Genomic DNA, 11,585 nt, shown 5'->3' with positions numbered 1-11,585 from the left:
TCCGCCTTGTCTTGGGGGAGGCTCGGATGTTCGGAGATTCCGCTCGGCGGGCCGCGCGATTGCTGGTCCTGATCTGTGCCGGCTCCGTGTTCCTGCCGGTCGGCGCGCGGGCAGACGACCTGAGCGACGGCCGCTTTCGCGACGCGGTGATCAAGCAGATCCGGATCCGTCGACCGGACGTGGCGATCGACCTCAATGCCGATCCGGCGCAGCTCGGCATCGGCACCCAGACGCTCGATCTCACCAATCTCCACCAGCATGTCCGCGGTCTCACCGAGGCCGAGCGCCGGCGGGAGGTCGACGAATTCCTCGGCCTCGCCTTCGCCAAGGCCGGCCCTGCGCCGGAGCCGGCGGATTTCGCGGCGATCAAGGGCCGCCTGCGCGTGCAGCTGGTGCCGGATGAGATCCTTCAGCAGAACCCGCAGCTCGCGCATCGCCGGTTCTCCGAGACGCTGCACGTCGTCTACGTGCTCGACGAGTCCAGGCGCTACCAGTACGTCACCCGCGAGATGATCGCCGGCTGGCACGTCGATCCTGCCGTGGTGGAAGCCACGGCGGTGCGGAACCTCGCGGGGGCCTCCAAGGATGTGCCGTTCCAGCTCGTCGTCGCGGACCGCACGCCCGTCGCCGCCCTCGCCAGGGAGGACGACAATTACGCCCTCGCGCGTTTGCTCGTGCCGGACTGGCTCGAGGAGATCCGCAAGGCGCTGAAGGCCGACGGCATCACGCTGACCGGGCCGACCCGCAATCTGCTCATGGCGTGGCCCGCCGACAGTCCTGCGCGGCGCGAGCTGGCCGCAGAGGCCACCACGCAGATGCGCGCCGGCCCCTACGGCCGCAGCGACGAGCTGTTCCGCTTCGACCGGGGCGGGCTCCGGCCCCTGACCGCCGCCGAGCGGGCGGATCACGGCCGGTGATGCGCGGCGATCGGCGGCGAACCTCTTGCAAGCCGCGCCGCGATGAGGCATTGGGCGGTGCGCTAGGAGTGTAGCTCAACTGGTCAGAGCGCCGGTCTCCAAAACCGGAGGTTGCGGGTTCGAGTCCCTCCACTCCTGCCAGACATTCAGCCCGATCCCGCGCGGTGGCCCGGTCGACAAGCCGGGGGAGTTGCGCTAGAGCGGGCGCAATCCGAGATCTGAAGCGACCGTCGGTGCGGGCCCATCCGGGTCCTCGGCGCCGACATTCGCATTCCCGGATGCGGTCTCTGCCTCGGGGCCGAACACGCACAGATACTGGCGCCATGGCATCGAACGAAGCGACCAAGAAGGTGGACCTGGTGCGCGGCGCAGCCCGCGGTCCCGCGAATCCGCCGCCGGCCCGGCCGGCGACGCCGAACCGGGCGCCGCAGAAGCGTGCCACGCCGGGCGAGTTCATCGCGCAGGTTCGCGACGAGGCCCGCAAGGTCACGTGGCCGACCCGCCGGGAGACCACGATCACGACGATCATGGTCTTCGTGATGGTCGTGGCCGCGAGCCTGTTCTTCACGGTCGTGGATCAGGCCCTGCGCTTCCTGGTCGGCCTGATTTTGGGCGTCTGAGTCGGAGGCGTACGAGGGCGGCTCGCCGCCGATCGGGGGAGACCCCGCGGACTTGTCGGAGTTGAACGGAACCGTGTCGAAGCGCTGGTACATCGTCCACGCCTACTCGAACTTCGAGAACAAGGTCGCCCAGTCCATCAAGGATCAGGCGGCTCAGCGCGGGCTGACCGAGCTGTTCGACGAGGTGATGGTCCCGACCGAGAAGGTCGTGGAGGTCCGCCGCGGCCGGAAGGTCGATGCCGAGCGTAAGTTCTTCCCCGGCTACGTGCTGGTGAAGTGCGACCTCACCGACGAGGTCTACCACCTCATCAAGAACACCCCGAAGGTCACGGGCTTCCTAGGCGCCGACAAGTCGAAGCCGGTTCCGATCCCCGACGCCGAGGCCGAGCGGATCAAGGGCCAGGTCGCCGAGGGTGTCGACCGGCCGAAGCCCTCGATCTCCTTCGAGATCGGCGAGACCGTCCGGGTCGCCGACGGTCCGTTCGCCAGCTTCAACGGCACCGTCGAGGAGATCGACGACGCCCGCTCCCGCCTCAAGGTGGCCGTGTCGATCTTCGGCCGCGCGACGCCGGTGGAGCTCGAATACGCCCAGGTCGAGAAGGCCTGAGCCTCCTGATTTCGGCGGCCCTGAGGCCGCCGCGTCCTTCCGGCCGTCGCTGTGCGGCGGCCGCGAACTTGCCCCATCCTCCTGAGGCTGGGGCATCATCCGCGGGAGATCCGCCCGGCCTCGCCTCCGGGATCCACGGCTCGCACCGCGACCTGCAACCGTCCGACCCGCCGCGCTTCAGGCCGCGTGGGGGCGGATTCTCATTGGGAGCAGTCCCATGGCGAAGAAGATCACGGGCTACGTGAAGCTTCAGGTCCCGGCCGGCGCCGCCAACCCGTCGCCGCCGATCGGTCCCGCGCTCGGTCAGCGCGGCCTCAACATCATGGAATTCTGCAAGGCCTTCAACGCGAAGACCGCGCAGATGGAGAAGGGCACCCCGATCCCGGTGATCATCACCGCGTATCAGGATCGGTCCTTCACCTTCGAGATGAAGCAGCCCCCGGTCACCTTCTTCCTGAAGAAGGCCGTCGGCCTGAAGCTCGGCAAGAAGCCGGCCTCCGGTTCCAAGACCCCGGGCAAGGGCCCGACCGTCGGCAAGATCTCCGAGGCGCAGCTGCGCGAGATCGCCGAGAAGAAGATGCCCGACCTCAACTGCGACTCGATCGAGTCGGCCGTTGCCATGATCCGCGGCTCCGCCCGGGCCATGGGCCTCGAAGTGACGGCCTGAGGGAGGATAGCATGGCTAAGGAAGGCAAGCGCATCCGCGCCGCCCGCGAGGGCATCGAGGTCACCAAGCTCTATCCCCTCGACGAGGCGATCAAGCTGGTGAAGGAGCGGGCGACCGCGAAGTTCGACGAGACCGTCGAGGTCTCCATGAACCTCGGCGTCGATCCCCGCCACGCAGACCAGATGGTCCGCGGCGTCTGCAACCTGCCGAACGGCTCCGGCCGGACGGTGCGCGTGGCGGTCTTCGCTCGCGGCGCCAAGGCGGACGACGCCAAGGCCGCCGGTGCCGACATCGTCGGCGCCGAGGACCTGCTGGAGATCGTGCAGAGCGGCAAGATCGAGTTCGATCGCTGCATCGCGACCCCGGACATGATGCCGCTGGTCGGCCGTCTCGGTAAGGTGCTGGGCCCGCGCGGCCTGATGCCGAACCCGAAGGTCGGCACCGTCACCATGGACGTGAAGGGCGCCGTCGCCGGCGCCAAGGGCGGCTCGGTGGAGTTCCGCGTCGAGAAGGCCGGCATCGTCCATGCCGGCGTCGGCAAGGTCTCGTTCGATGCCGACAAGCTCGTCGAGAACATCAAGGCCTTCGCGGACGCCGTCGCCAAGGCGAAGCCCGCGGGCGCCAAGGGCACCTACGTCCAGCGCATCGCCGTCACCTCGACGATGGGCCCGGGCGTGAAGGTCGAGCCGAACACGGTTCTGACCGCCTGAGGCAAGGCATAGCGTCTACGCTGCGGAGCGCCCGGCCGGAAACGGCCGGGCGTTTTCCGTTGCGGGCATGCGGACGGAGCAGCCGTCCCGCCGCGACAGTCGGGCGAGCCGCCGGAACGGCACGCTCGACGCGGGCTCGGCGACCGATCCGGCGCATCGCGTGGGTACCTTGCCGGGAAACGCCCCGGATTACGGCGTGACCATGCTGGTCCCGTCCGAGGCCCGTCGGCGGATCTGATCGGCGGGGCCGAATCGCGGCGATTCTCGTGCTGGATCCCGGGTCGCATATCGCTGACGCGCCCTGTGCCCGGGAAGGGCCGGTGAGAAATAAACCCGTACCCCTTTTCCGGACGGGTGAAGCGGATCCTATCCGGAACCCGGCACGCGACAGGCCGCGACAGCGGCGCCGTTCTCCTTCACGCCATTCTTAACGGCAGAGGGGGCGCCAACGCGCGCGGCTGTGCTAGATAGGCCGACATGCGATGCACCCTGACGGTCACCTCCAAGCGACGCATCCTGTGCGTCTTTCCCGCCTACACGCCGTCCTTCGGGACGTTCTCCCACGCCTACCCGCTGATGGGCGGGGTGAAGGCGTTCATGCCGCCGCAGGGGCTGCTGCTGATCGCGGCCTACATGCCGGAGGCGTGGGAATGCAGATTCATCGATGAGAATATCCGCCGCGCGAGCCCGGCCGAGTTCGCCTGGGCCGACGCGGTGTTCGTTTCTGGCATGCACATCCAGGAACCGCAGATCCACGACATCCGCGACCGTGCCCGGGCCGCCGGCAAGGTCACGGTTCTGGGCGGTCCCTCGGTCTCGGGCGCGCCGGAGAAATATGGCGACTTCGACTATCTCCATGTCGGCGAGATCGGCGACGCCACCGACCAGCTCGTCGCGCGCCTCGACGCCGATGTCGCGCCCCCGCCCGCCCAGGTGGTTCTGGAGACGAAGGACCGGCTCGCGCTCGCCGACTTCCCGGCCCCGGCCTACGACCACGCACCGCTCAAGCGCTATCTGATCGGCTCGCTGCAATTCTCCTCGGGCTGCCCCTATCGCTGCGAGTTCTGCGACATCCCGCAGCTCTATGGCCGCCAGCCGCGGCTCAAGAGCCCCGAGCAGATGTGCGCCGAGCTCGACGCCATCATCAGCCAGCCCGGCCATCCGGCCGTCGTCTACTTCGTCGACGACAATTTCATCGCCAACCGCAAGGCGACCCGCGAGATGCTGCCGCACCTCGTGGCGTGGCAGAAGAAGAACAACTACCCGCTTCAGTTCGCCTGCGAGGCGACGCTGAACATGGCCAAGCAGCCCGAGATCCTCGAGCTGATGCGGCAGGCGAACTTCATGACGGTGTTCGTCGGCATCGAGACCCCGGAGGCCGAGGCCCTCAAGGGCATCGACAAGACCCACAACGCCGCCGTACCGATGTACGAGGCGATCGAGACCCTCAATTCCTACGGGCTGGAGGTGACCTCGGGCATTATCCTGGGCCTCGATTCCGACACCGACAAATCCGAGCAGAACCTGATCGACTTCATCGACCGCTCGGCCATTCCCGTGCTGACCATCAACCTGCTCCAGGCCCTGCCCAAGACCCCGCTCTGGGACCGGCTGGAACGCGAGGGCCGGCTCGTCCACGATGCGGCATTGGAATCGAACGTGCTGTTCAAGCGCCCGCACGACACCGTGGTGGGCAGCTGGCGCCGGGCCATCGCGCACGCCTATACGCCGGAGAAGATCTTCGAGCGCTTCAAGCACCAATGCGCGGTGACCTACCCGAACCGCATCACCACGCCGACCGCCGGCAAGCTGACCTTCACCAATCTCCGCCGGGGCCTGATCCTGGGGTTCAACATCATCACCCGGGTCGGGATCTTTTCCGATTACCGCAAGCCGTTCTGGAGTGCGGCCGGCTACGCGCTGAAGCGCGGGCAGATCGAGGCGGTGTTCAACATGGGCTTCGTGGCCCACCACCTGATCCGCTTCACCCGCGAGGCCCTGCGCGGCGAGCACAACGCCTCCTTCTACGCCGCCAAGGCCGCGGAGGCGAAGGCGGCCCGCGACCGGAGCTGGTGGGAATCGGCCCGGCGCAGGCTGGCGCCGGAACGCGAGGCCGCGTGAGGCGGGTTGCCGGTCAGGTCCGGAGATTCCGCAGCAAGTCCTTGCCTGCGGCGGAAAAGTCGCGCTTCAGCCCTTGGCAGGCGGCTTGCTAGGCTCTATACACCGCGCCTCACGCATTTCATCCTCACGGAAGGAGACGGCCGATCGGCCGGTTTCCGCTCGAAATGTCGCCCGGGCAACCGGGTGGCAAAGGCCGGACGGATCCCAGGGGCGACGAGCCCCGCGGAGCCTTGTCCGGCCATGTCCTGTCCGAGACTGCAGGTGCCGGCTCGCCGGCTTAATCCCCAAGCCTGCACAGACGGGGAAGACCGAATTCGAAAAGCCTCGCCCAGGCCTCGGCCGCGGAGGGGTGTCGGTTTGAACCAACTCGCCCGAGGCGGCCTCCAGGGGCACGCGCGGGGACAGGGCCGCGAAGCGTCGTTCGGACGTTCCCGGTCTCTTGGCCGAGATGACGTCCGGGCGGCATGTGCAACCGGCGGACCCGAGATCGGGTTCCGCCAACCGGAGAGAGCCCAGTGGACCGGACAGCTAAAGCTGATCTCGTCTCGACGCTCAACGGCGTGTTCAGTGAGAGCGCCGTTGTCGTCGTGGCCCACTACAAGGGCCTCACGGTCGCCGACATGCAGAAGCTGCGTTCGCAGATGAAGCAGGCTGGCGCCACCGTGAAGGTCGCCAAGAACAGCCTCGCCGGCATCGCACTCGATGGCACGGACGTCGCCTCCATCAAGCCGCTCCTGAAGGGCCCGACCCTGCTCGCCTATTCCGGCGACCCGGTCGCAGCCGCGAAGGTCGCGGTCGATTTCGCCAAGGCCAACGACAAGCTCGTGATCCTCGGCGGCGCGATGGGGAAGACCGCCCTGAACCCGGACGGCGTGAAGGCCCTCGCCTCGCTCCCGTCCCTCGACGAACTGCGCGCCAAGATCGTGGGCCTCGTGCAGGCTCCCGCGACGAAGATCGCTCAGGTCGTCAACGCGCCGGCGGCCAAGCTCGCCCGCGTGTTCGGGGCCTATGCCAAGAAGGACGAGGCCGCCTGAGGCCCTTCAAAAACCATCCGTTCGAACCGATATTGAGAGGAATTCAAAATGGCTGATCTCGCCAAGCTCGTCGACGACCTGTCCTCGCTGACCGTGCTCGAGGCCGCTGACCTGGCCAAGATGCTCGAAGAGAAGTGGGGCGTCTCGGCCGCCGCTGCCGTCGCCGTTGCCGCCGGCCCGGCTGCCGGTGGCGCCGCCGCCGCCGTCGAGGAGCAGACCGAGTTCACGGTCGTCCTGGCCTCCGCCGGCGACAAGAAGATCGAGGTCATCAAGGAGGTCCGCGCGATCACCGGCCTCGGCCTCAAGGAAGCCAAGGACCTCGTCGAGGGCGCGCCGAAGCCGGTCAAGGAAGGCGTTGCCAAGGACGAGGCCGAGAAGCTCAAGGCCCAGCTCGAGAAGGCCGGCGCCAAGATCGAGCTCAAGTAAGTCGACGATGGGCCGGTCCCGGCCCATCACCCCACGGAGGTCCGCTTCGGGCCTGTCGTGACCGGAGCCCGCGGGTGCAACACCCGCGGGCTTTAGGCCGCTTCGGCGGATGGTCCCGGAAGGGACCGGCGAGAAGTTTCGGTTCGGTGGCGCTGCCCGGCGGGGCGCGCGTCGCGGCCCGGTGCGGGAGGTCCCTTTCGGGAACGCTTCCCCGGGCGAGAGGTACGCGGGTAGGAGCGAGGTCACATGGCCAACACGCTGGTCGGTCGCAAGCGCATTCGGAAGTTCTTCGGCAAGATCAAGGAAGTTGCCGAGATGCCGAACCTCATCGAGGTTCAGAAGGCGTCCTACGACCAGTTCCTGATGGTCGACGAGCCCGAGGGTGGGCGCGCCGACGAGGGGCTGCAGAGCGTGTTCAAGTCGGTGTTCCCGATTTCCGACTTCGCCTCCACGGCCCTGCTCGAGTTCGTGCGCTACACCTTCGAGGCGCCCAAGTACGATGTCGACGAGTGCCGCCAGCGCGGCATCACCTTCGCGGCCCCGCTGAAGGTCACGCTGCGCCTCATCGTGTTCGATGTCGATCCCGACACGCAGGCGAAGTCGGTCAAGGACATCAAGGAGCAGGACGTCTACATGGGCGACATGCCCCTGATGACGGAGAACGGCACCTTCATCGTCAACGGCACCGAGCGCGTGATCGTCTCGCAGATGCACCGCTCGCCGGGCGTGTTCTTCGACCACGACAAGGGCAAGACCCATTCCTCGGGCAAGCTCCTGTTCGCCGCCCGCATCATCCCGTACCGGGGCTCCTGGCTCGACGTCGAGTTCGACGCCAAGGACATCGTCCACGTCCGCATCGACCGGAAGCGCAAGCTGCCGGCGACGTCGCTGCTCTACGCCCTCGGCCTCGACGGCGAGGAGATCCTGTCGACCTTCTACAACAAGGTCGTCTATGACCGCGACGGCGCCGACTGGCGCGTGCCCTTCGACGCCGAGCGCATGAAGGGCATGAAGGCCACCGTCGACCTGATCGACGCCGATTCCGGCGAGGTCGTGCTCGAGGCCGGCAAGAAGCTCAACGCCCGCAACGCCCGTCAGATCACCGACAAGGGCACCAAGTTCCTCAAGGCCACCGATGAGGATCTCGTCGGCCAGTACGTGGCCGAGGATCTCGTCAACGCGCAGACCGGCGAGATCTGGGCCGAGGCCGGCGAGGAGATTACCGACAAGCTCCTGAAGAGCCTGGATGATGTCGGCATCACCGAGCTCCCGGTGCTTGACATCGACCACGTCAATGTCGGCCCCTACATTCGCAACACGCTGGCGGTGGATAAGAACTCCAACCGCGAGGGCGCGCTGTTCGACATCTACCGGGTCATGCGCCCGGGCGAGCCGCCGACCCTCGAGACCGCCGAGGCGATGTTCCACTCGCTGTTCTTCGACTCCGAGCGGTACGACCTCTCGGCCGTCGGCCGCGTGAAGATGAACATGCGCCTCGACCTCGACGCCGCCGACACCGTGCGCACCCTCCGCAAGGAGGACATGCTCGCGGTGGTGAAGGCGCTCGTGGAGCTGCGCGACGGCAAGGGCGAGGTCGACGACATCGACCACCTCGGCAACCGCCGCGTCCGCTCGGTGGGCGAGCTCATGGAGAACCAGTACCGCCTGGGCCTCCTGCGCATGGAGCGCGCGATCCGCGAGCGCATGAGCCAGGTCGATATCGACACGGTCATGCCGCAGGATCTCATCAACGCGAAGCCCGCCGCCGCGGCCGTGCGCGAGTTCTTCGGCTCGTCGCAGCTCTCGCAGTTCATGGATCAGACCAACCCGCTCTCCGAGGTGACGCACAAGCGCCGCCTGTCGGCGCTCGGCCCGGGCGGTCTGACCCGCGAGCGCGCCGGCTTCGAGGTGCGCGACGTGCACCCGACCCATTACGGCCGCATCTGCCCGATCGAGACGCCGGAAGGCCCGAACATCGGCCTGATCAACTCGCTCGCCACCTTCGCGCGGGTGAACAAGTACGGCTTCATCGAGACCCCGTTCCGCCGCGTCCGCGACGGCGTGGTCACCGACGAGGTCGCCTACCTCTCGGCCATGGAGGAGGCGAAGTACTACGTCGCTCAGGCCAACGCCCAGATGGACGAGGCCCGCAAGCTCACGGAGGATCTCGTGGTCTGCCGTCGGGCCGGCGAGGTGATCGTCGTGGGGCCCGAGCGCGTCGATCTCATGGACGTGTCGCCGAAGCAGCTCGTCTCGGTCGCCGCGGCGCTGATCCCGTTCCTTGAGAACGACGACGCCAACCGCGCGCTCATGGGCTCGAACATGCAGCGCCAGGCGGTGCCGCTCGTCCGCGCCGACGCCCCGTTCGTGGGCACCGGCATGGAGGCGGTGGTCGCCCGGGATTCCGGCGCCGCCATCGCGGCTCGCCGGGCCGGCATCATCGATCAGGTGGACGCCACCCGTATCGTCATCCGCGCCACCGAGGAGGCCGACGCCAACAAGCCCGGCGTCGACATCTACCGCTTGCAGAAGTTCCAGCGCTCCAACCAGTCGACCTGCATCACGCAGAAGCCGCTGGTCCGCGTCGGCGAGTTCGTGAAGAAGGGCGAGATCATCGCCGACGGTCCCTCGACCGAGTTCGGCGAGCTGGCGCTCGGCCGGAACGTGCTCGTCGCGTTCATGCCGTGGAACGGCTACAACTTCGAGGACTCGATCCTGCTTTCCGAGCGGATCGTGAAGGATGACGTGTTCACCTCGATCCACATCGAGGAGTTCGAGGTGATGGCCCGCGACACCAAGCTCGGGCCGGAGGAGATCACCCGCGACATCCCGAACGTCTCCGAGGAGGCGCTCAAGAACCTCGACGAGGCCGGCATCGTCTATATCGGCGCCGAGGTGAATGCGGGCGACATCCTCGTCGGCAAGATCACCCCGAAGGGCGAGAGCCCGATGACGCCGGAGGAGAAGCTCCTCCGCGCCATCTTCGGCGAGAAGGCCTCGGACGTGCGCGACACCTCGCTGCGGGTGCCGCCGGGCGTCACCGGCACGATCGTCGAGGTCCGCGTGTTCAACCGGCATGGCGTCGACAAGGACGAGCGCGCCCAGGCGATCGAGCGCGAGGAGATCGAGCGGCTCGCCAAGGACCGCGACGACGAGCAGGCGATCCTCGACCGCAACACCTACGCGCGCCTCGCGGACGTGCTGATCGGTCAGGCGCCGGTGGCCGGCCCGAAGGGCTTCCGGAAGGACACCACGCTCACCCGCGAGCTGATCAACGACTACCCGCGCTCGCAATGGTGGCAGTTCGCCGTCATCGAAGACCGTCTCATGACCGAGATGGAGGCGATGCAGAAGCAGTACGACGAGTCGAAGAAGCGCCTCGAGCAGCGCTTCCTCGACAAGGTCGAGAAGCTGCAGCGCGGCGACGAGCTGCCCCCCGGCGTCATGAAGATGGTCAAGGTCTTCGTGGCGGTGAAGCGCAAGATCCAGCCGGGCGACAAGATGGCCGGCCGTCACGGCAACAAGGGTGTCGTGTCGCGGATCGTGCCGATCGAGGACATGCCGTTCCTGGAGGACGGGACGCATGCCGACATCGTGCTCAACCCGCTGGGCGTGCCCTCGCGCATGAACGTCGGCCAGATCCTGGAGACGCACCTGGGCTGGGCGGCTGCGGGCCTGGGTCGCAAGGTGTCGAAGGCGGTGGATGCCTATCTGAAGTCGCAGGACATCGCGCCGCTGCGGGAGGAGATGAAGGCGATCTACTCCCCGGGCGAGCTCGACGGGCTGACGGACGAGGAGCTGGCCGAGGCCGGCAACAACGTCCGCCGTGGCGTGCCGATGGCCACGCCGGTGTTCAACGGCGCCAAGGAAGCCGACATCGAGCAGATGCTGGAGATGGCCGGGCTGGACCGCTCGGCGCAGTCGACGCTCTACGACGGGCGGACCGGCGAGCCCTTCGACCGCAAGGTCACGATGGGCTACATCTACATGCTGAAGCTCCACCACCTCGTGGACGACAAGATCCACGCGCGCTCGATCGGCCCGTACTCGCTCGTCACCCAGCAGCCGCTGGGCGGCAAGGCGCAGTTCGGCGGCCAGCGCTTCGGTGAGATGGAGGTCTGGGCGCTGGAGGCCTACGGCGCGGCCTACACGCTGCAGGAGATGCTCACGGTGAAGTCGGACGACGTGGCCGGCCGCACCAAGGTCTACGAGGCGATCGTCCGCGGCGACGACACCTTTGAGGCCGGCATCCCCGAGAGCTTCAACGTGCTCGTCAAGGAGATGCGCTCGCTCGGCCTCAACGTCGAGCTGACGTCTTCGAAGAAGGCCGCGAACGATCAGCTGGAGCCGCCGGCCGACGCGGCCGAGTAGAGCCAGTCACAAACACCTCCCGTGGCGGCGGATCCCGCCGCCACGGTCGAGCGGGGAGGGGAGGGGCCTTCCGGGTTCGACGACGGTGAGCAGCGCCCGTGCGGGGTGCGGC

Annotated in this window: 9 protein-coding genes and 1 tRNA gene; all 10 read left to right on the top strand. The window is 67.6% G+C overall.

Annotated features, from left to right (window positions below):
* Positions 1 to 26: 26 nt before the first annotated feature.
* Positions 27 to 917, top strand: a complete 891-nt coding sequence (locus MCBMB27_RS16070; protein ID WP_124262968.1) for a DUF1444 domain-containing protein — start codon at positions 27 to 29, stop codon at positions 915 to 917.
* Positions 918 to 981: 64 nt separating this feature from the next.
* Positions 982 to 1,058 (top strand) — tRNA-Trp (locus tag MCBMB27_RS16065).
* 182 nt (positions 1,059 to 1,240) lie between these two features.
* Positions 1,241 to 1,537 (top strand): preprotein translocase subunit SecE, encoded by a 297-nt coding sequence (gene secE / locus MCBMB27_RS16060; protein WP_043348282.1) that lies wholly within the window; start codon positions 1,241 to 1,243, stop codon positions 1,535 to 1,537.
* A 73-nt stretch (positions 1,538 to 1,610) separates the two neighbouring features.
* Complete coding sequence (gene nusG, locus MCBMB27_RS16055) at positions 1,611 to 2,144, top strand: transcription termination/antitermination protein NusG (RefSeq protein ID WP_012320778.1); 534 nt, start codon at positions 1,611 to 1,613, stop codon at positions 2,142 to 2,144.
* 217 nt (positions 2,145 to 2,361) lie between these two features.
* Complete coding sequence (rplK, locus tag MCBMB27_RS16050; RefSeq protein ID WP_043348285.1) at positions 2,362 to 2,811, top strand: 50S ribosomal protein L11; 450 nt, start codon at positions 2,362 to 2,364, stop codon at positions 2,809 to 2,811.
* Positions 2,812 to 2,822: 11 nt separating this feature from the next.
* Positions 2,823 to 3,521, top strand: a complete 699-nt coding sequence (gene rplA, locus MCBMB27_RS16045; RefSeq protein ID WP_043348287.1) for a 50S ribosomal protein L1 — start codon at positions 2,823 to 2,825, stop codon at positions 3,519 to 3,521.
* Positions 3,522 to 3,998: 477 nt separating this feature from the next.
* Positions 3,999 to 5,642, top strand: a complete 1,644-nt coding sequence (locus tag MCBMB27_RS16040) for a B12-binding domain-containing radical SAM protein (protein WP_043348289.1) — start codon at positions 3,999 to 4,001, stop codon at positions 5,640 to 5,642.
* 515 nt (positions 5,643 to 6,157) lie between these two features.
* Complete coding sequence (gene rplJ / locus MCBMB27_RS16035; RefSeq protein WP_043348291.1) at positions 6,158 to 6,676, top strand: 50S ribosomal protein L10; 519 nt, start codon at positions 6,158 to 6,160, stop codon at positions 6,674 to 6,676.
* A gap of 48 nt (positions 6,677 to 6,724) precedes the next feature.
* Complete coding sequence (gene rplL / locus MCBMB27_RS16030) at positions 6,725 to 7,102, top strand: 50S ribosomal protein L7/L12 (RefSeq protein ID WP_012320773.1); 378 nt, start codon at positions 6,725 to 6,727, stop codon at positions 7,100 to 7,102.
* Positions 7,103 to 7,348: 246 nt separating this feature from the next.
* A complete protein-coding gene (rpoB, locus tag MCBMB27_RS16025) occupies positions 7,349 to 11,473 on the top strand; it encodes a DNA-directed RNA polymerase subunit beta (protein WP_043385649.1) in 4,125 nt (1,374 codons plus the stop codon).
* The last annotated feature ends 112 nt before the right edge of the window (positions 11,474 to 11,585 follow it).

Source organism: Methylobacterium phyllosphaerae (assembly GCF_001936175.1).
GTDB lineage: Bacteria > Pseudomonadota > Alphaproteobacteria > Rhizobiales > Beijerinckiaceae > Methylobacterium > Methylobacterium fujisawaense.
Note: the sequence above shows the minus strand (reverse complement) of the source record. Positions and strands in the feature narration are given on the sequence as shown.

Bases quoted from the DNA above. Each gene is read 5' to 3' on its own strand.
- MCBMB27_RS16070 (WP_124262968.1), top strand. From the start codon at position 27: ATGTTCGGAGATTCCGCTCGGCGGGCCGCGCGATTGCTGGTCCTGATC.
- secE (WP_043348282.1), top strand. From the start codon at position 1,241: ATGGCATCGAACGAAGCGACCAAGAAGGTGGACCTGGTGCGCGGCGCA.
- rplK (WP_043348285.1), top strand. From the start codon at position 2,362: ATGGCGAAGAAGATCACGGGCTACGTGAAGCTTCAGGTCCCGGCCGGC.
- rplA (WP_043348287.1), top strand. From the start codon at position 2,823: ATGGCTAAGGAAGGCAAGCGCATCCGCGCCGCCCGCGAGGGCATCGAG.
- MCBMB27_RS16040 (WP_043348289.1), top strand. From the start codon at position 3,999: ATGCGATGCACCCTGACGGTCACCTCCAAGCGACGCATCCTGTGCGTC.
- rplL (WP_012320773.1), top strand. From the start codon at position 6,725: ATGGCTGATCTCGCCAAGCTCGTCGACGACCTGTCCTCGCTGACCGTG.
- rpoB (WP_043385649.1), top strand. From the start codon at position 7,349: ATGGCCAACACGCTGGTCGGTCGCAAGCGCATTCGGAAGTTCTTCGGC.